At 69.9% G+C, this 25,164-nt stretch carries 22 protein-coding genes and 2 pseudogenes; 15 read left to right on the top strand and 9 right to left on the bottom strand.

Annotated elements, in window-relative coordinates; translation table 11 throughout:
* Window positions 1-1,452: 1,452 nt before the first annotated feature.
* On the bottom strand, window positions 1,453-2,286 hold the full coding sequence (locus BIV25_RS45690) for an SDR family NAD(P)-dependent oxidoreductase (RefSeq protein WP_079177335.1): 834 nt from the start codon (window positions 2,284-2,286) through the stop codon (window positions 1,453-1,455).
* A 436-nt stretch (window positions 2,287-2,722) separates the two neighbouring features.
* Window positions 2,723-3,136 carry a DUF4345 domain-containing protein gene (locus BIV25_RS45685; protein WP_071378520.1) on the bottom strand — a complete coding sequence of 138 codons (414 nt, stop codon included), beginning with the start codon at window positions 3,134-3,136 and terminating at the stop codon, window positions 2,723-2,725.
* Window positions 3,137-3,226: 90 nt separating this feature from the next.
* On the opposite strand from BIV25_RS45685, the gene BIV25_RS45680 reads away from it, so the two are divergent.
* Both BIV25_RS45680 and BIV25_RS45675 read left to right on the top strand, forming a co-directional pair.
* Window positions 3,227-3,880, top strand: coding sequence for a TetR/AcrR family transcriptional regulator (locus BIV25_RS45680; protein ID WP_071378519.1), 654 nt, complete (start codon window positions 3,227-3,229; stop codon window positions 3,878-3,880).
* Window positions 3,881-4,719: 839 nt separating this feature from the next.
* Complete coding sequence (locus BIV25_RS45675) at window positions 4,720-5,382, top strand: hypothetical protein (RefSeq protein ID WP_071378518.1); 663 nt, start codon at window positions 4,720-4,722, stop codon at window positions 5,380-5,382.
* A gap of 325 nt (window positions 5,383-5,707) precedes the next feature.
* Here BIV25_RS45675 and BIV25_RS51925 read toward each other — a convergent pair whose 3' ends face one another.
* A complete protein-coding gene (locus tag BIV25_RS51925) occupies window positions 5,708-5,854 on the bottom strand; it encodes a hypothetical protein (RefSeq protein WP_177235666.1) in 147 nt (48 codons plus the stop codon).
* Between the two features lie 618 nt (window positions 5,855-6,472).
* Window positions 6,473-8,605 (bottom strand): trehalose-6-phosphate synthase, encoded by a 2,133-nt coding sequence (locus BIV25_RS45670; protein WP_256257221.1) that lies wholly within the window; start codon window positions 8,603-8,605, stop codon window positions 6,473-6,475.
* A 182-nt stretch (window positions 8,606-8,787) separates the two neighbouring features.
* Here BIV25_RS45670 and BIV25_RS45665 point away from each other — a divergent pair, with 182 nt between their 5' ends.
* The 3 genes from BIV25_RS45665 to BIV25_RS45660 all read left to right on the top strand — a co-directional run bounded on the left by BIV25_RS45665 (window position 8,788) and on the right by BIV25_RS45660 (window position 11,877).
* Entirely contained in the window at window positions 8,788-9,006 is a 219-nt protein-coding gene (locus BIV25_RS45665) for a hypothetical protein (protein ID WP_071378517.1), read from the top strand.
* 261 nt (window positions 9,007-9,267) lie between these two features.
* Entirely contained in the window at window positions 9,268-10,746 is a 1,479-nt protein-coding gene (locus BIV25_RS54910) for a chaplin family protein (protein WP_371273157.1), read from the top strand.
* 408 nt (window positions 10,747-11,154) lie between these two features.
* Window positions 11,155-11,877 carry a hypothetical protein gene (locus BIV25_RS45660; protein WP_071378516.1) on the top strand — a complete coding sequence of 241 codons (723 nt, stop codon included), beginning with the start codon at window positions 11,155-11,157 and terminating at the stop codon, window positions 11,875-11,877.
* A gap of 69 nt (window positions 11,878-11,946) precedes the next feature.
* Here the strand turns inward: BIV25_RS45660 and BIV25_RS45655 are convergent, their stop codons facing one another.
* Complete coding sequence (locus tag BIV25_RS45655) at window positions 11,947-12,936, bottom strand: GNAT family N-acetyltransferase (protein ID WP_177235665.1); 990 nt, start codon at window positions 12,934-12,936, stop codon at window positions 11,947-11,949.
* A 62-nt stretch (window positions 12,937-12,998) separates the two neighbouring features.
* Between BIV25_RS45655 and BIV25_RS54905 the strand changes: the two genes are divergently transcribed.
* From BIV25_RS54905 to BIV25_RS51920, 4 genes are all read left to right on the top strand, one after another.
* Window positions 12,999-13,316, top strand: coding sequence for a transposase (locus BIV25_RS54905; RefSeq protein WP_143076840.1), 318 nt, complete (start codon window positions 12,999-13,001; stop codon window positions 13,314-13,316).
* Between the two features lie 797 nt (window positions 13,317-14,113).
* A complete protein-coding gene (locus BIV25_RS45650) occupies window positions 14,114-14,662 on the top strand; it encodes a DinB family protein (protein ID WP_079177332.1) in 549 nt (182 codons plus the stop codon).
* A gap of 624 nt (window positions 14,663-15,286) precedes the next feature.
* Window positions 15,287-15,634 (top strand): hypothetical protein, encoded by a 348-nt coding sequence (locus tag BIV25_RS45645; RefSeq protein ID WP_071378513.1) that lies wholly within the window; start codon window positions 15,287-15,289, stop codon window positions 15,632-15,634.
* A gap of 32 nt (window positions 15,635-15,666) precedes the next feature.
* On the top strand, window positions 15,667-15,807 hold the full coding sequence (locus BIV25_RS51920; RefSeq protein ID WP_177235664.1) for a hypothetical protein: 141 nt from the start codon (window positions 15,667-15,669) through the stop codon (window positions 15,805-15,807).
* 78 nt (window positions 15,808-15,885) lie between these two features.
* Here the strand turns inward: BIV25_RS51920 and BIV25_RS45640 are convergent.
* From BIV25_RS45640 to BIV25_RS45630, 4 genes and pseudogenes are all read right to left on the bottom strand, one after another.
* Window positions 15,886-16,567: pseudogene (locus BIV25_RS45640) on the bottom strand (SAM-dependent methyltransferase).
* A gap of 154 nt (window positions 16,568-16,721) precedes the next feature.
* Entirely contained in the window at window positions 16,722-17,213 is a 492-nt protein-coding gene (locus BIV25_RS45635) for a hypothetical protein (protein ID WP_071378512.1), read from the bottom strand.
* A gap of 654 nt (window positions 17,214-17,867) precedes the next feature.
* Window positions 17,868-18,206 (bottom strand): annotated as a pseudogene (locus tag BIV25_RS53985) (hypothetical protein); the annotation flags it as partial.
* 122 nt (window positions 18,207-18,328) lie between these two features.
* Window positions 18,329-18,631 (bottom strand): putative quinol monooxygenase, encoded by a 303-nt coding sequence (locus BIV25_RS45630; RefSeq protein WP_071378511.1) that lies wholly within the window; start codon window positions 18,629-18,631, stop codon window positions 18,329-18,331.
* Window positions 18,632-18,739: 108 nt separating this feature from the next.
* On the opposite strand from BIV25_RS45630, the gene BIV25_RS45625 reads away from it, so the two are divergent.
* From BIV25_RS45625 to BIV25_RS45600, 6 genes are all read left to right on the top strand, one after another.
* Window positions 18,740-19,060: a helix-turn-helix transcriptional regulator gene (locus tag BIV25_RS45625; protein ID WP_071378510.1), complete on the top strand. Its 321-nt coding sequence runs from the start codon at window positions 18,740-18,742 to the stop codon at window positions 19,058-19,060.
* A gap of 200 nt (window positions 19,061-19,260) precedes the next feature.
* Window positions 19,261-20,178 carry an aminoglycoside phosphotransferase family protein gene (locus BIV25_RS45620; protein WP_071378522.1) on the top strand — a complete coding sequence of 306 codons (918 nt, stop codon included), beginning with the start codon at window positions 19,261-19,263 and terminating at the stop codon, window positions 20,176-20,178.
* A gap of 315 nt (window positions 20,179-20,493) precedes the next feature.
* Entirely contained in the window at window positions 20,494-21,195 is a 702-nt protein-coding gene (locus BIV25_RS45615) for a maleylpyruvate isomerase family mycothiol-dependent enzyme (protein ID WP_371273156.1), read from the top strand.
* Window positions 21,196-21,734: 539 nt separating this feature from the next.
* On the top strand, window positions 21,735-22,250 hold the full coding sequence (locus BIV25_RS45610; protein ID WP_071378509.1) for a hypothetical protein: 516 nt from the start codon (window positions 21,735-21,737) through the stop codon (window positions 22,248-22,250).
* The gene (locus tag BIV25_RS45605; protein WP_071378508.1) at window positions 22,228-22,767 is read left to right on the top strand and encodes a type IV pilus biogenesis/stability protein PilW; all 540 of its coding nucleotides are present in this window, start codon (window positions 22,228-22,230) and stop codon (window positions 22,765-22,767) included. The genes BIV25_RS45610 and BIV25_RS45605 overlap by 23 nt, the downstream gene beginning before the upstream one ends.
* A gap of 1,071 nt (window positions 22,768-23,838) precedes the next feature.
* A complete protein-coding gene (locus BIV25_RS45600) occupies window positions 23,839-24,945 on the top strand; it encodes an esterase family protein (protein ID WP_079177331.1) in 1,107 nt (368 codons plus the stop codon).
* The last annotated feature ends 219 nt before the right edge of the window (window positions 24,946-25,164 follow it).

The following is a 25,164-nucleotide window of genomic DNA, read 5'->3' as shown; positions in this document are numbered from 1 at the left end:
GCGGAGACCGCGGAGGCGACCGCGGAGGCGACCGCGGAGGCGAGCGCGGCGGAGACGGCGGCGGCGACCACTTCGACGACTGACCCCGAACCGACACACACAACCCCGGCCCGCCGCAATCGAGCCGGAAACCACAACCCACACACGCACCACCGGGCCCGGACACCAGGCATCACACCCCTGGCGCCCGGGCCCACACCCATCCCCACACATCCCCCCACACACAGACCAGCCCACCCACGGACCTGCCACCCCAACACCCCACGGTGAGCGGGAAGACCATCCGCCTGATGGGGGACACGAGCGACGACACCTGCGTCCTGGCATCATCGCGACATCGCCTTCGCCCCTCGAAGAACCCGCCGCCCCTGACCAGGCACCCTTCACGGTGCGACCCGTGAAGTCCGCAGGGCTCCCTCCGGAACGAGTGGCCGCCACCAGCTCCCGTTGGGACGGGCGGCCCAACCAGGCGGTGACCACTCGTCAACGCGTCGGCGAAGTCCGGCGGAGGCGTGGGCGATCGGCAGGCCATGAAGCCGGACAGGTCCGAGTGGACGGGGCACCTCACTCCGAGACGCAGGAGGCAATCTTGCTGGTGGACAGCCCGTCCCTGTCACCGGTGCCGGCGTAGGAGCCGGTCCCGCCTGTCCAGTGCGCTGTCGGACGCCGACCTGACAGCGAGCCGGCCGGCCGGGGCGGTAACGCCGGTCGCAAGCGCGGCCGCCTCAAGAAGGAGTGCCATGGCGGTTTCGGGATGCACGGGCGGAGCGTCCAGGGCCGCGGAGGGCGGGAGTGCGCCGAGCTGGCAGGTGCCGCAAGCAGGGTCGTTGGTCCGCGGACAGGTCAGGGCATGTGCGGACCGGCCCGTGTTGCAGGTGAGAAAGCCCGATGACGGATACCGGAGGGACCACCATCACCGCGAGGCAGGGCTGCACTCCCGGCCGACGAACTGCGCGTGCACAACCGCAAGCGCATGCGCGGAGAATCGGCCATTACAGAAACAAGCGCGCGTTGCCCGGCATCGGACCAGGATCAGGGGCGTCCGTGATCCGCAGTCGCTTCGCCGTTGCCGGCGAACTGTCGAACGGCGAGGCGAGCTGCCGCATGGTGAGGCCGGTACGGCAGCAGACGGCCGCCTGTGACGCCCGTTCGGCCGACAGCACCCGCAACCGACTGCCCTACCCGCACCACCCCTTCGCTGCCCTCGTTCCCGGACCGCGTACTTTCAGCAGCCGGCAGCCGACAGACATCCGAACCGGTTCGTAGGCAGGCCGGTACACATCCGTTCTCACACTCCCATCGCCGTCAACACCCCGTCCGTGCAATGGAAATGTCCGGATCACGCCCCTCCGCAGCGCCTGTTGGCCGTCGTGCGGCCGCAGGGTCGTACGTTTGCCAGCTCGCCCGGATCCACCCGCGTCGACAGTCGATGCCCCCTGGGCCTGGGCCTGGTCAATGTTCCTGGGCCGTGGGGCGCACCATGATCTCGTTGACTGCGACATGCGAGGGCTGGGTGATCATGAAGGTGATGGCGCGGGCGATGTCTTCGGCATGCAGCCAGACGTTCTGCGGCAGGCCGCGGGCGGCGGCGGCCCCTGGGCCGGTCGCCATCTCCGTCGCCGTCAGACCCGGCTCGATCAGCCCCACCCGGACGCCCCTTCCCGTGAGCTCTTGACGCAGTGCCTCGCTGAACGCGCCCACCGCGTGCTTCGTCGCCGAGTAGATGCCGTTGTTCCTGCGCACCACCCGGCCCGCGACCGAGCTGACGTTCACGAGATCGGCGATTTCGCGTGGGCCGTCCGCCGCGGCGCGGAGCAGGTGGGGCATCGCCGCCTGTGACAGGTGCAGGACCGCGTTGAAGTTGAGATCGACCATCCGTTCCCACTCTGCGGGGTCGCCCTCCTCGACGGTGCCCGTGGCCACGTAACCGGCGTTGTTCACGAGCACGTCCAACCGCGCGCAGCAGTCCACGGCGTCCTCGACAGCCCGACGCGCCTGCATCGCGTCCGCAAGGTCGGCGGTGAGAACGCTGCACGAGCCGCCCCGGTCACGGATCACCGCTGCCAGTTCCTCCAGCCGCCCCGTGCGGCGGGCGACCACCGCCACAGCGGCACCGTGCCGCGCCAGCGACAGGGCGGTGGCCGCACCGATACCGCTGGACGCGCCCGTCACCAGCGCCACGCATCCCGCCAGGGGTGCACTACCGGCGTCGGTGGCGGCGTCTGCCGCTGTGTCGGCCTGATCCGCAGCCTGCGCGGACCCGCCGTCCGAATCCCTCACACTCATGATCGTCCTTAACAGGTCATCCCGCCCAGGACAAGGCCGAAGGCGGCGCGCACTGCACACCCCGCCGCCTGTCGGCGAGGCGCCGACCGCGCCCCGAAGCCTCACCGCCCATGCGGTTTCGTCCGGACCGCCGGGCGGCCCGGGAGAACCAGGGAGAACCCAGGGCAACCCGTGCGGGAACCCAGAGGTAGATGTCTGGGACGCGGAATCCGGCCAGGTAAATCGTCGCGGCCTTCTCGCAGCAGATGACGACGCCACGCCACTGTTTCAGGCGGTTGACGCACCGCTCGGGCCGAGCCGGCCGAGGCCGTTCGACTCGTACGGTCCCCCGGCCCGACCGCGTCACGCCGCGCCCCCTGCCGACGATCACGACTCCTCACCGGCACTGCCGGCCGTCCCGTCCGGGGCACGCGGTCCTGAGGAGCTCACGCGCGCTTCACCGGTCGGCGGACACGGCCTCCGCGCCCCTGTGCAGGACACGCTCCTCCGCGCCGGCCAGCCAGAAGAAGACCGGTGGAAGGCCGAGCTCGATCGCCGCCAGCACGATCTGGAACCACTGCGGCCAGCCGTGCACGGCGAGCGAGAGCAGTCGGCCCACGCCGCCCAGCAGGAACACGCCGGCCAGCCACCGCACCTCCCGGGCCGGGATCGGACGCTGCCGCGCGGCCCAGAGCCAGGCCAGCCCGTAGCCGACGAAGCTGGCCCCCATGAACCGGCCCCAGCTGTCGACCGTCGTGCCGGCGGAACCGGCTCCGGGGATCGCCGCGTTGCCGAGTGCCACGTGGAACAGCCCGATCGCCACGCAGGCCCAGCCCATCAGCGTGGTGAGTACGCGCAGAGCTCCGGCCATCGTTCCTCCAAGCTGTCGCAGCGAAGCTTAGTTGACATGCGTCTACTACAGTGGCGGCACCAGTAGACACATGTCAACTAAGCTTCGTCCGTGCCTCCTCGCCAGCGACTCGCCCCCGCCGACCGCCGCGCCCAACTCCTCGCCGTCGGCGCCCGACTCTTCGCCGCACACCCCTACGCCGACGTACTGATGGAGGAGGTCGCCGAAGAAGCCGGTGTCTCCCGGGCCCTGCTCTACCGTCACTTCCCCAGCAAGCACGCACTGTTCGCGGCCGTCTACCAGCAGGCGGCGGACCAGCTGCTCGCCGGGACGCGGCTCGACCCCGCGGACTCCCTGGCGGAGCAGCTCGCCCAGGGCATGGACGTCCATCTCGATTACTTCGTGGCGAACCGCAACGCCGTCCTCGCCGCGAATCGGGTCCTCGCGGGCGACCCTGTGATTCAGACGATCATGACGAACGAACTGGACGCACTCCGTGCGCGGCTGCTGGCCGTTCTCCCGCTCGCGGACGAGAACTCCCGCGAGGCCGTGTCCGCCGTCCTGAAGAGCTGGCTGGTCTTCGTCCAGGTCCTGTGTGTCGACTGGCTCACCCACGAGACCTGCACCCGCACCCAGTTGCGCGACACCTGCGTCGGCGCAGCACTCGGCGCCCTGCGGCCGCTGCTCGCACAGGACCCCGCCCCCGACGAACCGCGCGGAGCGCCCGGCGCGGGCACCCCGGGACTGCCACACCCGGACGCCTAGGGAACCCGGCGCACGGCCGACACCCAGGCCCGGACATCTCGACCGTCAGGACGGAGCTCTTGGCGACCGAAAACGGCCGCGCCCCGCGCCGAACGCGGGCCGGCTCGCGTCGCCTGCCCGATCCCACCCCGTCCCGCCCAGACCCAGAGCGCGCTCCGGCCCACGCTCCGGCATCCTTCGGCCAGAGGTGCAGCCGCCGTCAAGGGCGACGCTCACACTCGACGGAGAGGGCAAGGCCAGCATCCCCGGCCGTCGCCCCGAAGTAGCCGAGCGGAGCAAGGGGTGCGAAGGGGTGGACCGCACATCCGCTCGTACGGCCCCACAGGGATCCGCACGCCGCAGACGTCAACGGCCCGCCACCGCGCCCAGCCGACCGACCGGCCGACGTCGGGCGCGGTCCCGTACGGCCGACCTACGAAGGCCCGGGACAGGACGCACATCACCGCATGCACGGATTCGCCGGTCAACGGCACCGGCAGCGGCCCCGGGCAGGGCTGACCCGCCGCCACCCGGCGGTCCTACTGCCGGGCCGGGCCGTACGTCGAGGAGGCCTGGGCGCAGCCTTAACACGAATCAGCTGACGGCTTTTGGAGCGACACGCCGCCGGAAGCGGATGAGCAGGTGTCAGTGGATCATCCGGACAGGCTAATAGTCATTCAATCCACCCGTTCGCCCGGTCATTTCGCACCCCGACTGGGCGGCAGTCAAGGGCTACGCGTACCCCGAACGGCCCCCTGACCCTGCTCTCCGATATGACTGATATGACCGCCATGAGTACGTTTGACCCCAGTCGGCTGACGAGCCGGCATCTCCGAGATATCCAGAACAGGAGAAGCGACATGAAGCTCGCTCGTTCCACCATGGTGGCGGCCACCGTCTCTGCCGCCGCGGCACTCGCCGCGACCGGCATCACCTACGCCTCTGCTGCCTCCGCCCCCTCCTCGGCGCCGCAGCCGGCCCGGGCCGCCGCCGCACCGGCAGCCGCACCGGCAGCCGTCCGGGCTGCTGCCCCCGCCGCTCCGGCTGCTCCGGCCGCTGCTCCGGCCACCGCTCCCGAAGCCTCCCTCGACGGCGGCTCCGGACAGGGCAAGGGCAACGGAGGCCGCGGCGACGAAGGCCGGGGCGACGAAGGCAGAGGCAGAGGCGACGAGGGCCGAGGCGGCGAAGGCAGAGGCGACGAGGGCCGGGGCCGGGGCCACGGCCACAGGGGGGGAGGCCGGATCCTGATCAACGAGCGGTCCTACTCCGCTCACTCCGGCGAGTGCATCACCGTGGTCAGCGGCCTGGGCGCAAGGACCATCAACGTCCGCAACGACAGCCGCAAGCGCGTGGAGGTCTTCCGCGGGGCGGTCTGCGACAACGGCGCCCCCATCGCCAGCATCGGCGCCCACAGCGACAGCTACGGCGTGAACCCGGGACACACCAGGGGCGTCCACGTCAAGGACGGTGTCGTGGCCAGCTTCCGCGTGAACTGCGACCACGACGACCGCGACGACGACTGATCGCAGTCCGACAGCACGCCATGAGGCCCCGGCCGCCGCAATCGGGCCGGGACCCCGATCCCCACCGGTGTACGACAACCGACACCGCGTACACGTACCGCCGGCCCCGGGCACCAGGCGCCACGACTCCCTGGCGCCCGGGCCGGCGTCGCTTTCCGTCGCCAGCCGGTCCACCTGCGGATTTCCACCCCGGACGCCTCCCGCAGGCACACCTGAACGAGCCCTCGCCGCCCACCTCCCTCTCAGCATTCGCCCGCCCCCGAACGGGTGAACAGGACTCACGCCACACGCCACACACCGGGAGACCGCGGGCGCCTGCCGCGCTTCACCCGGCCATGTGCCCGGCAGGTGACCGCACACCGGCAAGCGTGCGCATGCCGTCGGCAGCCCGCAGGACGAGGCGTTCGACCGGTGTCACCTCGTGTCCCGGGACGGCGCGCAGGCCGTAGCGCTCAAGCAGTCCAGCCGCCACCAGTCCGGCCGCGACCACCGCCGGCCAGCCGCGCCCTCGCGGCCGCCGGGCCCAGCCCGAAGGGAATCCGGACCGCCCGCGGGCGCCAGACACTCTCCCTCACGCCGAACCGCTCGGGCCCGGCGGGACGGCGTAGGCGCAGCGACTCCTTGAGGACCATCTCCACCTATGTCTGCCGACGCAGGTCCGCGCAGTCGAGCACCGTGCGGTCACGCAGGACGCGGTCAAGTCCGCCCGCGCCCCGGTCGGCCGCCCCGGGGTGGTGACCCAGTAGTTGCTGGGTCCGGCCTGCGGCGGGTCGCGTGGAGAGCGGGCGGACGAGGGCCCGCCCGGTCCGCTCGGCACGTTCCTTCGGGGTGCCCGAAAGCGGCACCCCGGTACAGCGGCACCCGGTACAGCCGTCAGAGACAGTCCATGCGCACCTCCCGGACCGAGAGCAACCCCCTTCTCTCCGGCGCATGTTCGCCCGCCGGGAGGGTCTGCGGGTTCCCCCCGGCGGTGGTACGGCGTCTGCGGTGGGGCCGACTGGCGCCGGGAAGAGGCCCCCCGCCCGGAACGGCCGCGGCGGGCCGTCCGCCGTGTCCGCAGCGCCCTTCTCGGCAAGGGAGAGGGAGAGGGTCAGGGCCCTGCGTCGGTGGAGGAGATCTCCTTCAAGATCGCACGGGCCCAGTCGTCCGGGGCCGGGGCGGTGAGGCGGGCCGCGAGGCGAGCGGTGTGCAGGCGTCGCTCTCGGGGGGTCATGGTCAGGGCCTGGTGGAGGGTGGCGACCAGGTCGTCGGGCGTGCCGGGATCGGTGAGGAGTGCGGCCCCGCCCAGGTGGGCGGCCAGCCCGGTGTGCCGGGACAGTACGAGCACGCCGCTGCGTCCGGCCGCTGCCCGGCAGGCGACGTACTCCTGCGCCGTGAGGTTCATCCCGTCGGCCAGCGAGGTCACCCAGAAGACGTCCGCCGCAAGGTAGTTGTCCACGATGCGCCCGAAGGACAGCGTCCGGGGGACATAGTCGACGGGTTGCCAAGACCCGCTCCCCCAGCGGCAGTTGAGGTCGGCGATCGCCTGCTCCAGCCGCGTCCGGGTAGCCTCGTAGGCGCGGATGCCCGGTTCCGGAGGCGGGCAGATGAGCCGGAAACGCACCCGGCCCCGGAAGTGCGGCGCCCGCTCCAACAGGGCTGCCAGGGCATGGACCTTGTGCACGGGCGCCTTGGCGTAGTCGAGGCGTTCGACGGAGAGCACCAACTGCTCGTCGGCCCGGGTCCTGCAGCTCGCGCTCCGCGAACCCACGCGGGCCCGCACCGCCTGGTGGTCGATGCCCAGGGGATGCACTGCGGTGCGTGGCGGGCGGGCGGTGCCGGCAAGAAGGCGCCGGAAGTTGTCGGCGTCGGCGGTGGTGTGGAAGCCGGCCCAGTCCAGATGCGCGAGTGAAGTACGCAGCTGTCCGGCTGCGGGCAGCCGGCGGAAGGTGTCCGGCGTGGGAAAGGGCGTGTGGTGGAAGATGCCTATGGTCACGTCGGGGCGGCGTTCTTTGAGCAGGCCGGGGACGAGCCAGAGGTTGTAGTCGTGCAGCCAGACGGTCGCCCCGGGGGCGGCATGGGCGTCGATGTGGTCACTGAAGGCGGAGTTGACCCGTTCGAAGTCGGCCCAGTGGCGCGAGTCGTGACGGATCAGGCGGGGCGCGGACACCAGGGCAGGCCACAGGGTCTCCTTGCAGGCGCCGTGGAAGTAGCCCGCCCAGGTCGCGGATGCCACGGGCAGCAACGCCAGACGGATCGCTGTGGGAGGCGCCGGGCAGGAACATCGCGTGAAAGAGGTGACCGGGGCAGCAGCGGGATCGGAGGCAAGAGCGGGTGCAGGGGCTGAGGCAGCGGGGGCGGTGTCCTGGTCGGTGACGAGTGCGGCCGCCCATACGACGTCTTCTCCACAGGTACGCGGATCCAGGGCGGAGGTGAGCGTGGGCAGGATGCCGTTGGGGCTGACGGGAGCCTGCCATCCACGCTGCGACCAGCGCAGGGGCGGACGGTGGTATCCGACCACCACGCGCGAGGGCTGGCTGACCCAGCCGAGGTCTTCCAGGGCCGACAGGATCGCCGCCGCGCCGTCCAGTGCCGGACGGTGCACCCGCGCACACAGGGGCACGCGGGCGGCCAGGCCGGGTTCGGCGTTGCCCACGACCACGCCGTGGGCGCCCAGGTCGAACATCGACAGGTCGTTCAGGGAGTCGCCCGCCACGAGCAGGGAACGCAGCGGCCAGCGCCGCACGTGGGCGAGTTCCCGTACGGCCGCCCCTTTACCCGCGTTCGCGGGCAGGACGTCGAAGTAGCGTCCGGCGGAGTACGTCCACGAGCAGCCGAGGTCGGCCACTGCCGCTTTCAGGCCCGGGGTCAGGTGCTCGGGAGACAGGTAGAAGGAACACCGTCCCTCCTGCGCGACCGCGTCCTGGTAGGACAGGCCGATGAAGCCGTTCAGGGTCGAGCGCACCCGTTCCGTACCGGGCCATCCGGCGCGCAGCCGCTCCTGGAGGGCCTCGGCACGGCTGCCGTCAGCGGCGTCGACCACGCTGGCCCCGACATCGGCGATGATCCAGCGCGGCACGGGCACCAGTGGGTCGTCGGCCAGGACCTCGCGCACGGAGTGCACCGAGCGGCCGGTGGCGAAGACCACGGTGATGCAGGGGTGCAGGTCCAGCAGATGGCGCAGCCGTCGGCGCGCGCGGCCGTCTCCCGCCAGGAGCGTGCCGTCGAGGTCGGCGACCAGCACGCGCGCAGCGTCGGCGGACGGATCCGGGGCAGCGGGACGAGCGGCCCGGCGATGGGGCGTGCACATGGCGTTGACCACCACTCCTCCTCCAACACAACCCGTTGTGATGACATCACCACATATAGTGATATTCTCAGGAGTGGGGTGCCCCGGCCACCCCGCACAGGAGACCCGGAGGCGCTATGCACGACGCCGACCCCGCTTGCGAGGAGCTGGTGTCCGCCGCACACGACACACCGTCAGCCCTGGTCACCCGCCTGCTGCACAGCGAGGACCCACGCACCGCCCGGCTCGGACGGGCTATCCGGGCGATCCAGCACGACAGCGCAGACCCGCCGCCGCTGCACCTTGACGACGGAGCCCGCATCGTCGACCCGATCACCCACGACCCGGCCTGGTGACGACCACGCCGAAAGCGCCCTGCTGGCCTGGCCGAAACTAACGGAACGCGGCCGCACCCCCGCCTTACGGTCGGCGCCGGCCGGCTTCCGCATCGCCCGCTCCGGCCGCTCCAGCCGCCGGCACGGCAAAGCCACGGCCCTGGAGCACGGTGCCCGATCACGGAAGCACGGTGCCCGACCACGGAGGGGCGGCACCCGGCCGGAGAAGAACACTGCTCCGCGCGGAAAGGGCAGTGCCTGGCCGGCGAAGGGCCGGACGCGATGACCGTGAAGCCGACAGGACCAGACCGGCACCCTCAGCGTCCCCCGCCACGAGACCTGCCGATCACGGTACTCCGGCGGGGCAGGAGCATCCCAGCTGCGGCGCACTACACCGCCGCGCCCTCACGCCCCGCGACCACACCTCAGCACCGGTGGCGGACACCTCGGCCGCACTCGCCTCTGGGGCAGACGCCGCAGACCGGCCCTCAGCACCCGCGCCTCACACCCGATCCGGCAGACGCCCCCCCTTCTACACGTCCGGCCGACCGAATCCCGCCTCGCCAAGGCTCCCCACCGGTCCAGAAGCTCCGGGCGAGCAAGCCGCCACCGGGCCCAAGACCTCTTCGACCGCGAGACCGGCAAGGAACCCACCGATCCCAGGCGCCACGACAGCGCACCCGGCGGGCCCGTCACGAACGGACACCACGTCTTCCAACCTTCGCGGCCACACTCCACGACGCGATCCACCCACGTGACGCCGCCACCCTCACCGCCACCGCCGACACGAAACCAACCACGGCTCATGGCATGACGCAGGCCGCCCCAACCCAGGAGTGCCCACGCCGGCCCCGCGTCCGCAGCGAGAACCCGGCAGCCGAGAGGGGGAAGAGACAGACCTCCGACACACGCGCGGGTGGCGTCCCGCCAGGTGGTGTAACGGATCAAGGCGCCGGAATCGGCAGGTCTTCGCCGCATCGGCGTGGTTCGGGGCCGCGCATGGCGCTGACGGCAGGACAGCCGCTGCGCGACCCGGGAGCCGTGCCTCATGGGGTGCCCGACGCGCGGTTACCGGAACTCGTCGAGCAAGGTCGCTTACACCACGAAGCGGGACACGACCCACGCGCGTACCTCCGCAGCGGCGCCTGCGCATGGGCGTCGCGCGCCACCGGGCCCCGCGCACACGCCGTCCGCGACGCGGCCTCAGACCACTCCACCAATACGCACCCATTCAGCCGACAACAGGCAACAAGCCATAACCCCAGGAGATTCACAGACGCAGGACCGGCACACGCCGACTCCACAGCAAACCGCACCGCAACCGGATCCCCCGGCCCGATCTCCGGCAACACCCTCCACCTGCCGCTCAACGTATGCGGCAACACAGCCAACCTCGCCGGGGCAGGGAACCCCGCCCCGCACCACACAAACCACCCACACGACCACGCACGAACACGCCGAAAGCTCACTCGCGCGAACCGGCACCGACGGCACCTGGGCAGCCGGCGCCAGAAGCATCACCGCACTCATCGGCGGAGCAACCCTCTACCGCCGCTTCCGCCCGCCAACCACACACTGCAAGCACCCACCGGCAAAGCACCAGCGCGGCACGCGGTAACCACACACAGAACCGGACCGCGCCCCGCCCGCCTCGCCACGCATCGACAGTCCGGCTCCTCGGTGCCCGCTCCACGCCCAACACAGCCTCCAGAAGGCGCCGTTCACACGCCCCTTGCCGAAGACAAGCGGCAGGGCAGGTAGCCGAGCACACACACGAAGACGGCTGGGAGCACGAGCAGGGAGGAGCGCGGGCGCGCGGAATGAATGGCGCACTGCGACGCGCGTCCCGCAGTGTCACAGGCTCCCACCCTCGGCCCGGGTGAAGGCAACCGCCCCGACGCGGGGGATACGGGCCGGACCGCTGACCTGCACCGTCTCGTACGCCCAACCCAGCAAGCAGACCGGCTTCCCGCCAAGACGCCTACCCCGCCGAAACCACCTACCGCCTGCTTCCTCTCGCCTCCACGACTGCTGCGGTTGAGTGACAAGTAGTACGGCACCCGAGGACGCTCACGATATGACGAGCTGATTTCTCATAGTTTCTAACACGATGCCGACACCCCGGTCGGCAAAGAGCTGCCCCCGCCCGCCGCTCACGGAGGTCACCCGATGAACCATCACCCCTGGGTCGCAGCACCACTGGCAGGCGCAGCCATCGCCCTCGCCTCCCCACCAGCTCACGCCACCATCCACACACCCCCACACCACACCCCCACCACCCTGCGCCTGCACGAAGGAGACCACGACCACGGCCACCACAACCCCTGGCGCGACTGCCACAGCCACCGCCGCGTCATCCTCATCGAACCCACCCTCAGAGCATTCCTCACCAACGGCCGACGCGGACCCGAAGCCCTCGTCCTCCAAGGCACCCCGCAATCCACCCCCTGGTCACCCGAGCAACCCTGGACCACCTTCACCGTCTCCACATTCCTCAGCGTGAATTACCCCACCCAGACCTCCGGCCAATACGAATTCGCCATCCACGACTTCTACCGAATCCACCCCCTCTTCGTCGTCAAAACCTATGACAACCACAAACGCGCCTTCCCCTTCCCCGAAACCCACTGCAACGACCACGACAACCACGACGACGACAACGACAACGAAGACCACACCCTCCCCCACAACGGCGGCAAACCCACCACCACCCCCTCACCCCGCAAAGACACCCCCACAGACGCCGCCGCCGAATGGAACACCGGCCTCCTGAGCACCCAACACATCCTCATCGCAACAGGCGGCCTGCTCATGCTCCTCGGAATGCTCGCCACCGCCTGGCACCGCCGACGCCGCACCGACAACTCCGACGACCAGGACATGTCCGGGTGAACAAGTCGCACTCAGCCTTCGGGAAGGGGAATCCGTGCCACCGAGGGACTATGGAACATCTCCTTCGGATCAGACGGCGATCGGCTTGCGGTAGCGGACGTACTCGTTCTGGCGTTGGAACCCTACGCTCTCGTAGAGGTCGTAGGACCGGTGCGGATTCGCAGTCCCGGTGTACAACCGAGCGGTCTGCGCACCATGCTGGCGAAGGCACCACAGCCCGTCCAGCAGCACGGCCCGTCCAAGTCCCAGACGCCTTGACTCTGCCCGGACGCTCAGTTCTTCTACTTCGCCCACAGTGGGGTCGTGTCGGCGGATGGAGCACAGGGCGACCGCTGCCATATGTTCCCGCTCCCAGGCAGCCCGCCAGCAGGTCGGGGCGGCTGTAGCAAGGAAGCCCTCGAACGTCCACGTTTCTGTGAAGGCGGCGTCCGCATACGAATCGACGACTGTCGTCCAGGCCACGCGGAAGCTGCTCGGATCGACGGCACCGACTCGGAAGCCGGCGGGCAACGGCTTGCCGTCGGGGAGCTGTCGGAGATCGGCCAACTCCAGCTCCACCAGGCTGAAGACACACCGGTATCCCGTTTCGAGCAGCAGCGTCGTCGCATCCCGTTCCGAGGCCATGGCGTTCGCGCCGAACACAGCCACCTGTGTGGTTCCGTGCTGCTGCACGAGCCGGCGGATACGGCATTCTGCCCAGTCGAGCATGGCTGAGCCGATGCCCTGGCCACGGTGCTCGGGAAGCAGGTGGCCACGGTGCAGGTACAACCACGTACCGTCGCGCTCCTGCCACCACCTGATCGTCGAGTAGCCGACGACGCCACCGCCGCGCTCCACCAAGACCTGATTCTCGGACGGGTCGTCCAGCTTGGCGCAGGACTCAGCGATCCCGGCTGTCGTGGGGAGTCCATCCACGATCGAGCGGGCGTCGATCCGATCCCGCTGCGCACAGCCCAGCCGCACAGCAGCCATCCCGTCATGGTCATCATGGCCGCGATACGGCCGGAAGACGTAGCCAGGCAACCGTTCCCACGACGCAGAGCCGCTGCCGCTGTTCATGCCCACACCAACACCCCGGTTACGTCGGATATGCAATGTCATCGATCGCAGAAGCGTAGGCCGTGCCGTTCGGACGGCAGAACTCCTTTCCGCAGCATGACCGTTCGCGGGACGTGACAGACGACCCATGGGAACTGCTGCGGCCGATCCTGCCCATGGGTAGCAGCCGGTGCGACCGGTGGCGGGACCATCGCCGGGTGATCCGCAGCGTCCTGTATCGGATACGGACGGGGGTGCAGTGGGGAGTGACCTGCCCGAACGCTTCGGACCATGGAGAACGGTCTACGAACCGCACCGGCTGTGGTCGGCTGACGGGGACATGGGAGAGTCTGATCCAGCCGGTGCAGGCCACATCCGATGCGGCGGGCAAGATCGACTGACACATCTCCGTGTACGCCGTGCTCGCGCGCCCGCCATCGCGCCGCCGGCGCCCGCAACGACCCGCCGCCGGCCCCACATCAATGAAGGTCACAACGGCAGAACACCAGGACGAAACACCGTGGCGGAACCACAGTGCGAGACCGACAAGCCGTGCAAGAAGCAACGGTCCAGGACATCAGTACCTGCGACCAAGAGCGACACAAGAACCACAACACCTTCGAGTGGGCCATCAACCGTCTCAAGCGCACGCACGAGCAATCGCCGCCCACTAACCCAAAGCAGCGACGTCGTTCCAAGCACCGCCACCGTCGCAGCCATCGTCATCCGCCTCCGCACGCGAACGCCCGGACTGGTCCTGACACCCCATCCAAAAGACGAACGGCGACGCCTCTGACCCCGACCTCGCACCACGTCAGGAACCCGAGCCGTCCTCAGAACCCGACGCACCCGAAGGAACCGGCGAACCAGACGGGCTCGGTGAACCGGACGGACTCGGCGAACCAGAAGAACTCGGCGCACCCGACGACATCGGACGAGGAAAAGGGCCCTGGCGCAGGAATCCCCACTACAGCGGCACCATGGGATCAGCAAGCAGGCGATTCCTGCACGACCCGAGGTCGCAGGCGCTGGGATCCCGGTCACGGTGGGGCGACGCCACGGATGTGGCGAGCGGGCAGTCCATGGCGGTCGTCCACGGCCTGGGGGCGCCGGGCAGAATCGCGGCATTCTTCACGCTCCGGCTGGAGTGGTTCAGCCCGACGCTCAGGCACGCTGCACCGGACTGGGGGGACGGGATATGTTCGACGCCCCGACTCGCTTCCGAGAGGAACCCACCATGCCCTTCGAACGCGTTGGCCCGCCGCACTTCGGTACGGAGCGCGAGACACTGCGGGCATTCCTGGACTTCCACCGGGCGACCCTGGCCATGAAGTGCAAGGGCCTGACGGAGGATCAGCTCAAGGAGCGGTCGAGCCCGCCGTCGGCCCTCTCCCTGCTCGCCTTGGTCCGCCACATGGCCGAGGTCGAACGTGCCTGGTTCCGCCGGGCGTTCGAAGACAACGCCGCACCGATGGTCTGGTCACAGAAGGAATTCGATTTCCAGGCCGCATACGACACCACGCACGCGAGCGCCGAGGAGGCGTTCGCGGTATGGGAGACCGAGGTCGAGCACTCACGCCGCATCGAACTCCACGCCGAATCTCTCGACCTTGCCGGACACCAACCGCGCTGGGGCGAGGACGTGTCCTTGCGGATGGTCATGCTCCACATGATTCTCGAATACGGCCGCCACAACGGCCACGCGGACTTCCTCCGCGAGGGTGTGGACGGCACGGTCGGCGCCTGACCCGAGCGCCCCCACCGGACGCAGCCGACTCCCCTTCCTCAGCCTGTTCGCCGGCCTTGGCGACGAAGGGGGTGTCGGCACCCCCCGCTTTTCCAGGCCTTCGAGGTACTGCCTGAAGGCTCGGCAGCTCCCGCTCCGCCGTCTTCCGGGCGATGCGGATGAGTGATCGCGGACGCCGCCGGCATGGGCAGCCGCCCGGGAGCCGGTGGTGGACCACTGACCGGGTCCGGTCGGCCGGTAGCCGGGGAGGGTGGAGCGCGGCGGCGGGGTCGGTGAGGTGCCGTACTTGTCCTGGCACCGGGTGATGCGCGCGGCTGCGTCCGCGTGCTCCTGGAGACCGGGCAGCCCGGCGAACAGGAGCGCGGTCGCGCCGAGCACGACTGCCGTGGCACGGGCCGTGAAGCGGCCTCTGGCACGTATCGGCTGATGCATGGTGACGTAGTCCCTTGCTGGGCAGGGATTCGAGCTGTGGTCGGGGCGGCTCACGGCCCCGTTGGTATGGCCGCCCGATGCGGCACCGTAGCCCTCGAGTGACAGGGGTTCCAGTACCTTCACATGAGCCACACATGACAACTGGGGCTTGTGAGAAGAAACTTGACGCCGTGATACCCCAGACTGCCGGGCATGGATCACACCGATGGCCCCTCGCGGGAGCGGCTGCTGGAGCGGTGGCTCGAGGAACTGCCGGTCCTCGTCGCACGCCTGGAGCAGGCGAACCTGCCGGACGGCTTCTCCCTCGACTACAGTCCGGCTTCATCAGCCGCCCTGGAGCGGGCGCTGCTCGCCGAACCCGGGGGCCCTGACGCGGACTTCGTGCGTGCGGCTGCCGCATATCTCGGGGAGATCCTGATGGACGCCTGCGGCGGCCGGTGGGACATCGATGCCGAGTCGCGTCCGGATCCGGTGCGGGCGATCCGGTCGTTCGCCCCGACCCGGCCCTGGGACTCGCGCCGCTGTCCGTCACCGTCCTGATCGAAGTCGCGCTCGCCGAGGACAGCGGTGAGGTGTTCGCCCGCGAACTCGAGGGGCTCTCGGAAGGCGTCGCCGCCCTGCGGGCCGATGCCCCCGACTGGCGGCCGCGCAGGGAACTCTCCCCCCTGGATCCGCTCGGACCGCAGCCGGAGGACCCGTGGCTGACCGCGTGAGCACCCCTGTCGCTACGGCCACGCGGCTTAGGGCGAGCAACACAAGGGACTGCGCAGGGCCTGCGGGGTGACGCCCCGTTACGGCTTGCGAGCCAGTCCGCAGGAGATCAGCTGCTCCCACACCGTCAGACCGGCCTCGTGCACGTCGACTTCGGCGCCATCGGCGCCCGGAGCGGGCTCCCGTCGCCACAACGAGCAGTGGAACAGCCCCGGTTCGAGCAGCTCAAGGTCGCCGAACAGGCCGATGACGTCCTCGTCGGTGCGCCAGCGGCCACGACCGAAACTCCCTTGCGGCTTCTGTTCCGCGAGCCGGGTCTCCTCGTTCTCGCCGGAGCGGAAGTGAGAGATGTAGACCCGGCTGTCCGACGACACCCGCTCCACCCACCAGCGCACGAGATCGGCAGGCCGCTCGGCGTCATTGAGATGGGCCGTGGGCGAGCACCATCGGATCGTAGTCGGCGTAGGCGACGCGTGCCTCGGCAGTGTGCCGCTGAGCGACCTGATGCACGTTGTCGGCGGTGGGCAGACCGCTGCCCAGGTCGATGAACTGGCGGATGCCGTCGCGGGCCATCGCGTCCACGGCGCGAACGAGCGCCTGGCGGTTGGCGGATGCGAACGCCGCCGAGCCCGGCAGGCCGTTGATGAAGAAGTCGCCGATCTCGCGGTCGACGGCGTAGTTGTCCTTGCCGCCGAGCAGGTAGTCGTAGACACGGGCGATGCTCGGCTGGGACTGATCAACCTCTGTGGTGCGATCGGCCATCAGAATCACCCCTGCCCGTGGGACCCTTGTCGCTTCCATCGTAGGAGAACCGAAGCCGCCAGCCCCTTGCTCAGCGATGCCTCTCGGTGACGAGTCCGCAGCCAGCAGGGCGGGCCCTGTCCGCTCCGAGCTCGAAGCGGACAGACCCACTCACCTACGGGTGGTAGATCTCCTCCACGGCGGTGATCTGGCTGTGGCCGTTGACGCGGTAGTAGAAGTACGGGCTGTTGGCGAGCTTGTGGTTCACCAGCCACTTCGGGGTGACCTTCACGGTCGTGGTGTCCTTCAGGACCTTGACCGAGGCGCCCGACGCGAAGACGAGCGACCGGGCCGCTCCGCTCGGCGTGTAGACGACGTCCTCGTCGTTCGACGTGTTCACCTTGCACGTCTCCGGGGTGACGCGCACGACGGTCTTGCCCCGGACGTTCTTGGCGGAGCCCAGCTTGAAGAAGTGCTTGTACCCGGCAGGCAGGTAGCACGGCTTCCAGGACGTGGCCCCCGTGGTCCTGGCCGAACCGGCCTTGACGGACGCGGCCGGGCTGCCCACCGCCGCATTCGGGCCGGCGCTGGCGGACCCGCCGGTGGCGGCGAGGAGGGCGGCGGCCGAGGCGAGGACGGCGGCGGCGGAGACGTAACGGTGGTTCATGAGCATCCTCTGCTACGAAGATCTGCTGACACCAGGGGAGATACCGGACCACAGGTGTGGGTTTCACCGGCCGCAGGCTGTGACGGGACGGTGACAACCGCCGCGCATCAGTGACGATCGGCCGTCCGGCGCCCCCGGTCCGCAACCTGGGTGCCGACGGCCGCCCTGCCGCCCGGCCGTCGGCACCGAGGTTGCGGACTTCGGCCTCCCGGAGACCGCAGCGCGCTCAAGTGCCTGTTGACCGCGACCTACTCGCCCCCGGGGTGGCCCGGGCGGGTCAGCCGGTGCCGGTGGGCGTAGGCCGGACGACCGGGCGTCGCATGGAGCTATGGACCCAGGCCACGGCTACGGATGTCCGCCAGGAACTTCGCGGCGGGCCAGAAGGCGGGCGAGACTCGACGGATGCCGACGGCGCTGAACACGTAGTCCAGCGAGCGCCGTTCAGTACGCAGCGGCCAGGCTCGCTCCATCCGTCTCCCTGGGTCTGGCGCAGGCCAGGTGGTTCCCCGGCAACGCCATCAGCCCGCCATCGCAGGCGGCGAACACTGCCAGGCCTACCGCGTCTCCCGTGCGCACCTGGAAAGCGGGAGCCGATGCCGAGCTCGATGACGATGTACCGCGGTTGGGCCGGTCCACCCTGTCGTTGCGCGGGTAGACGCACCGCTCGACGGTGTTGCGCTGCGTGCAAGCCTCTCGGTCGAAGGCCGGTGGTCGGCCGTCTCGGCTGCTTCGACTGCCCCGTCGCAGCCGGTTGCCGCGCTGACCGGCCGGGACGGAAGTCACTGCCTGGATGGCGCGCTTGCGCAGGTGACCGCGGATCGCCCGGGATGAGTAGGCATTGTCCGCAAGGGCCCACGCGGCAGAGAGGTGCCTCTTCGTGGTCAGCCCGCTGTGGGATCGGCCGATTGCGTGCTTGGCCGGTGCGCCCGCCGCACCGCCGGCCTCAGCCATCAACGCGCTGAACACCCGCGCCCAGGTGCCGTCAACAGCCCACGTCCGGCCTGGCGCCGCGCCTCCGACAACCACAAGCCCTCACCCCCGCACGTCAGGCACTCATCGCATCCCCCGGTCAGGGCTCACCATCGTCCGTTCCGGATAGCCCATCCCTTCTGTTGTCAGTACGGGCTGTGCATGGTGAGAAATCGAATCTCAAGGTCGGATTCGAGATATTCCATGCGCCGCTCCCAGAAGGCCCGCATATGCGGCAGAGCCAGGTGGGCGTCGAGGTCCGCCTGTGAACGCCATGCCTCGTAGAACACGAAGACACCGGGTTCGTCGCGATCTTCGTGGAAGTGGTACTCCAGGCAACCCGCTTCCTTCCGGGTCGGCTCGACGAACGACAGCAGCAACTGCTTCAGCTCTGCGGTCCGTTCGGGCTTGGGGCGGGCCGTGCCGACGAGTGCGAACGGCTGAGTCATGGGTCTCTCCCCCGCTTAGGTACGATAAACTTCGTACCTAAGCACGCTAGCGGGGCCGGGAGGTACGATGCAAGCCATACCTTAAGGCTGAGACCGGGAGACTCTCGTATGCGCGACGAAGAAGGGCACCCGCCCGTCGAGGAGATCGAGCTCGGCCCGGTACTCGCCGCGCTGGCGGACCCGCTGCGCCGCAGAGTGGTCCGCGAGTTGGCACTCGCACCCGACGGGACCGCGCGGACCTGCAGTTCGTTCGGGTTGCCGGTGTCCAAGGCGACGGTCACACACCACTTCCGCACGCTGCGCGAGGCCGGGCTGATCCGGCAGGTCGACCGAGGCAACAGCCGGATGGCCAGTCTCCGCCGAACTGACATCGAGCTGCGATTCCCCGGCCTGCTGGGCATCGTGAGCGCCGAGACAGAGGACCGCTGACGTGCAGCGGAAGAGCCAGGAGCGCCCGGAGCAGACGGGGTTCAGATCTCGTTCACAGCGGCCATGGCCAATCCCGTACGGCGCCATGTTTCACGGCGGCACCCACGCAACGTCCCCTGATCGCCTGACCCGAACAGCTGGAACTCGACACGCTCCGCCCGGAGTCCGGGTCGGTCGCTACTCAACTACCGTTGCTCCGCATGACGGAGACCGCGATGGACATCACCGAGGACTTGATCCGGGACCTGCTGCGCGAGCAGTGCCCCGATCTGGCGGGCCGCCCCCTGAAGCTCGGAGCGCTCGGCTGGGACAATCAAGTGTGGCGGCTCGGCGACGACCTCGCCGTCCGCTTGCCCTGGGCGACGCGGTCCGCGGACGCGCTGCTGCGCAAGGAACATGCCTGGCTGCCCCTTCTCGCCCCGCACCTTCCCCTCCGGATCCCGGTCCCGCAACGCCTCGGTGAGCCCTCCGCGCGCTTCCCGCGGCCCTGGCTCGTCACCACCTGGGTACCGGGCGAACCCGCCGACCGGGCTCCCGCAACGCGCGCCGCGGAGGCAGCCGTCACCCTGGCCGGATTCCTGACGGCCCTTCACCACCCCGCCCCCGACGAGGCGCCGGAAGGCCGAGACCGCGGAGGACCGCTGGCTGACACCGCCGAGCACTTCGCCCAAAGCCTCACCTCGGCGACCGAGTTGGGGCTCATCCGCAACCCGGACGCCGTTCGCGCGGTCTGGGAAGAGGCCGCCGCCGCGCCCGACTGGGCAGGCCCACGTCTCTGGCTCCACGGCGACCTGCATCCGGCCAATATCCTGACCACGAACGGAACCTTCTCCGGCGTGATCGACTTCGGCGACCTCTTCGCCGGCGACCCGGCCTTCGACCTCGCCGCCGCCTGGATCCTGCTGCCGGACGGCGCCGTCGACCGCTTCCACGAGACCTACCGGCCAAGCCCGGACGCCGCTACCCTACGACGCGCCCGCGGCTGGGCTGTGCTGCGCGCCCTCGCCTGCATCCACGTCGGAGAGGCCGGCGTCCACGGCCGCCCCGGAGGCAAGGCCACCTGGGGCCCTCCCGCCCAGGCCGCACTGCGACGCCTCATCGCAACGGCCCGCCGGTGATCAAGCTCCCCGGCGGGAGGTTGATGATCGATCCGACCCTGATCGGGCTGCGACGGAGCGCAGTCCGTCCGGACGGCCAGCGCCATCCGCCGACGCAGCGGTGGACGCGGTGACGGGTCGCCCGCGTATGCCGACAAGCCGTGGCAGGTCCGCCACGAGCACCACCCGCCATCGCAGCCGCAGTACCGCGAGTGCCGGTCTCGGCCGGACCCGAGAACAGCGCATCGTCCGAGGGCACGCGCCCCGCACCACGCGCCCCGAGTCCGTGGGGAAAGTCGCTGTCCCGTTGCCGGAGCCCAGTGATGCACATGCGGAGTGCAGAGCACCCTGAACTTCTCCGACCTGCTGCGACTCATCGCCGAACGGTCGAACGCCTTCCGCGCCACGGTCGCCGCCGCGCCCAGTCTCGACGTGCAGGTGCCCACCTGCCCCGAGTGGACGCTGTTCGATCTGGCGCAGCACCTGGGCGAGGGACGCCGCGCCTGGGCCGCCACCATCGCCGCAGGACCTGCCGCATCGGCCAAGTCCGCACCGCAGGGCGAACCGGCCGCACCTCGGGAGCGTGAGGCCCTGCTGGCCTGGTTGGCGGCATCGACACAGCAGCTGCTGGACGCACTGCAGGAGGCCGGCCCGGATCGCGGTTGCTGGGCGTGGTGGGGTAAGTCGCAGTCTCCGCGGACCTGCGGTGGCGCCGCCCGCCGCCAGCTGCACGAGATGGCGGTCCACACCTACGACGCCCAGCTCGCCGTGGGTGCCCCGCAGCCACTGCCGGACGAGGTGGCTCTCGACGATGTCGAGGAGTTCCTGTCCACCTTCTGCACCACGACGGTCGCCTGGCCGCACGAACCCGCTGCCGTCGACCACCACATCGCCGAGGGCCGCTCCTGGCGCAACTGGCTCTCCGACGACGGCGCCCGGGTCGCCCGCCTGCCCTCACCCGGCGCGACCCCCGCCGACGCCCCCGCCGACGAGGATCCGGACGGCGGCCGACGCCTCCGCCCGTGGCAGCGCCAGTGACCTCGTCCTCGCCTTCTAAGGCCGGATCCCGTTGGACGCCCTGGAACTCGACGGCAACCGGCGTCTGTTCGACCAGCTGGTGGCCTGGGACCCGGAGCCGTAGGACGTGACGGTGTGCCACCCGGTCGGCCCCGACCCCGGCCCCGAGGGCATGTCTCCGGCCGACGGCTACAACCACCGCACGCGGTGGAACTCGTCGAGGTCATAGTCCCGGTCGGTCGGCGTACAGACGCGGAGTCCCCGGCAGGGCCGCCCCGCTGAAGTCCGTGTGGTGGCATCGGCCAACAGGCCGCGTGCGGCCACGTCGAGGACCTGCCGTACGGCCGGCAACGCCCTCGTGGCGGAAAGAGGCGTTCTGGTATGCAGGGAGAGGAAGGAAAGCCGTGGCGGAGGAGACGGGGGTGACGCCGTGGCGGAGTACCACGTGGACTGGCCGTGGCTGCTTGCGGGACCGGATCCGCGCGGGAACGAGGCCCTGCGCGGGGTGAAGGAGGCCAGGTCCGCTCAGGACCGGGAGCGGTGGTTGGGCGTCCTGTCCGATGCCACGTCCGGCGCCGACCCGGCCGCGGATCGGGCTGGCGCAGGCTGGCCGGTATGCGGAGTCACTCACGTTCTGGCGGCTGCTGGTGGAGCATCTGCCGGGGACCGCACGCGTTCGGCTGAACATGGCCTCCTGTCTGGTGAGCGCCGGCCGCCTGGACGAATGCGCCCATGTGATGGAGGAGTGCGCCCGGCACTGCCGTGACGACGACCCGGCCTACCCGATGCTCCGTCGGCGGAGGGCCGAACTGGATGGTCTGCGCGGCCGGTTGGATCGCGAGCTAGGTCTGCTGGAGGCCCGCGCGAACGCCTACCGGGAGCTGGCCGCCCAGGGCCGCGCGTCGCTCGCGGACATCAAGGAGCTGTGCCGGATCCTGGCCGGCCTCGCTCAGCGACCGGGCAGCGGAGTCCCCGCGTCCGAGGTGGCAGAGGTCGCGGAGCGGATTCACGTCCAGGCCCCGGGACGACGTCGGAGGCCTGGAACTCCTCGGCATGGCACGGATACTGACGGATGACCGAGACGGACTGGCTGACGTCCTGCGCCGGCTGGAGCGGGTCGCCCCGGATTCCCCGGTGCTCGCGGTGATGCGCGACCAGGTGACCGACCCCGGATTCCGCGAGCGCTCGGACGAACTGAAGCGCCGCTGGGACGACATCTGCCGCCGCGCCTCCGACGGCGTCCCCGGCGCCGAGGACGAACTCCGCCGGGAGCTCCGTTCCCACCCGCACATCGAGCAGCTCCGGGTCGGCCTGCTCTTCGCCCTGTACGGCCGGGCTGCGGACGGCCGCGGCGACTACGAGGAGGCGCGCCGGCTCGCCCTCGAACTCGCCGCCGATCCGCGCGCGGGGCACCACACCCATTTCCACGTCGCGCAGTTCCTCTGGAACCTCGGCGAACGCGACGAGGCGCGGCGGCAGTTCTGCCTCGCGCTGGCGACCTCGGAGAGCGAGGAGGATCGGCAGACCGTACGGGTTGCCGCGCGCACCGTCGGCGCGGAGGTCGCCGGTCCGGCGGGTGGCGCGAGTCAGTGACCGTGAGCGGCGTGTCGCCGCGCTGCCACTGCCCCGCTTGGGCTGCGTAAACAGCCTGTCGTCCCACTGAGCACGTTCGTCCGTACCTCATTGAGCACACTCTCGAGTACGTCGGCAGGGCCCGGCGCAGGACCTCGCAGCATCCTCGTCGGGGACGTCACCGAGGCGACCACGTCGATGGACGCCCAGCCGGTGACGCCCGCGCCCTGGAAGTCCATGACCACGTTCCTCACAGCCCGGGCACCCGGTCGCCGTGGGACGGGAGGTCGCGCCGGGGGCGCGGATACGGGCCAGGATCGCGTGGGGCCGGCCGCGCTGGGCCGCGGCCCAGGTCTGCTGTCGCGTTCGGCACCGGCTCGATACCGGACCGCTTCAGAATCTCCCACGCCGGAGACGGTGCGACCTTGACGCCGAGGGCGGCAAGGTCGCCGTGGACACGCCGACAGCCCAGGCGCCGTTACCCGCGGGCCAAGCGGAGGACGAGAACCCGAATGCTGCACCGGGGCGGCGCATCAGGTCACGGTGCCACCGCAGGATCACGCCCGGGAAGAGGACGACACAGGGGTGCCGCAGCACGATCGACCAGCCCGCCCCGCCCGTCCAGCAGAACACGACCGTTCACATGAACCTGCACGTCACAGACCCTGGACGGGGTCTTCGGCGCCCGCAGGGCCGCCTCCGCCCGCCTGGCGGACATGGCCGCCCAGCGCCGCAGGCGTGTGGCGTTCTTCCGCGTCGAAGTGGCGCCAGGCACAGATGAGCGACGAGCCGGGTTGCGCGAGTGACGGGATCAGGTCAGGACCCGATTCCCCCCGCCTCGGCGAAAGAATAGGGACTGACCTGCGGAAACGCCGGACAGGCCGGTCCGTCGCCCGGGTTCGGCCGCCTGCGTCCGGTGCCGGCTGGAGACACCGAGACCCGCAAGCCGGACTACGGTCCGATTGTCGTGGTTTCGTATCAAAGACCTACTGGACGGCTTCATGAAGCAACCTCTGGCCTGGGACTTCCATCTAGATGGGACGGAACTGACCTCCATGCCCCCTTTGGGGCAGTACCAGCCGGAGCCGCAAGATGACAAACCGATCCGCCGGAGTGCACCGGTCCCGTGGCCGGCGCCGTGCGTCCCGTGCCCGCCGTTGGATCGTCGCGACGGTGTCCGTGGCCTCGCTCGGTCTGGTCGCCTGGCAGGTGATGAGCCACTACGAGATACCGCCGTTCACCGACAAGGGCGACCCCGTCAACTACGACCAGGCCGGCAGCGCGAAGCACGACAGGAGCGCCAAGCCCGCCGACTCCAATATTCTGATGCCCACGGGTCCCAAGGCCGACTTCAGGAACGTCAAGACCCTGAGCGACGGCACCCATGTCAGTGTCGTCACCCTGGACGGACCCAAGTCCGGATTCAAGGGCAAGGTATGGGTATGGGCGCCCAAGGAATACCAGGACGCGAAGTTCGCCACGAGCGGCTTCCCGGTGATGATCGCCCTGCCCGGCGGTCCCGGCAACGACAGCAACTACTGGTCGGTGGGCGAGTTCGGCTCCGACCGGCTCTCCCTGCAGAAGAGCATCTCCAAGTGGTACGAGCAGGGCAGGAGCAAGCCCTTCCTGCTGGCCATGCCGATCCTCAATCCAGGACCAGACACACACGGCATCTACTGGGACGCCAGTGACATCCCCGACCAGCCGAAGATGGGCACATGGCTGACGGAGGACGTCCCGAACCTGATGAAGGCCAACTTCCGCACCATCAAGGACCGTGCGGGCTGGAGCTACATGGGTTCCTCCACCGGTGGCTTCGCCAGCCTGAAGGCCGTCCTGAAGCACCCCGACAAGTTCAAGACCGCCATCGCCAACGGTCCCGACATCGTCCCCGACTCCCCGCTGTGGCGGGGCCACGAGAAGGAGATGCGGGAGAACAACCCGGAGGTACTGGCCAAGCAGCTGACGGCCGCCAAGGGGCCGGACGTCTACGTCGCGTTCCAGGTCGGCACGAGGGAGAACCCCGCGACCATCAGGGCTGTCAAGAACTTCATGGCCACCTACGGAAAGGGCCCGGTCCACACCAAGCTGTGGGAGATACCCGGCGGCACCCACAACGGCGCCACCTACCTGAGGCAGATGGAGGGGCCCATGCAATGGATCAGCGAGCAGGCGGCAGGCCCCACGCCGTCCTCTTGAGCCCCGGGTCCTGCGCTGTGGCATTTCTGTCGGGCGGTCGTCGTGAGACGGCAGACGGGCTCGGCGTCGCGCGAGCGCCCAGGCCGGTGTTCCAGGCAGCGGAGTGAAGACGATGCGCCGGTGATGATTCTGCTGCGGCGCAGCACGGCGGCCAGGAGACGGTGGGAACCGTCCAGGCTGCTGATGTGCGGGGGGGTGCCTCTATGTCTTTCGTCAAGC

This window comes from Streptomyces sp. MUSC 14 (assembly GCF_001866675.1).
Taxonomy (GTDB): Bacteria; Actinomycetota; Actinomycetes; order Streptomycetales; family Streptomycetaceae; genus Streptomyces.
The sequence above is the reverse complement of the archived record's forward strand: the minus strand, read 5'-3'. Positions and strand labels throughout refer to the sequence as shown.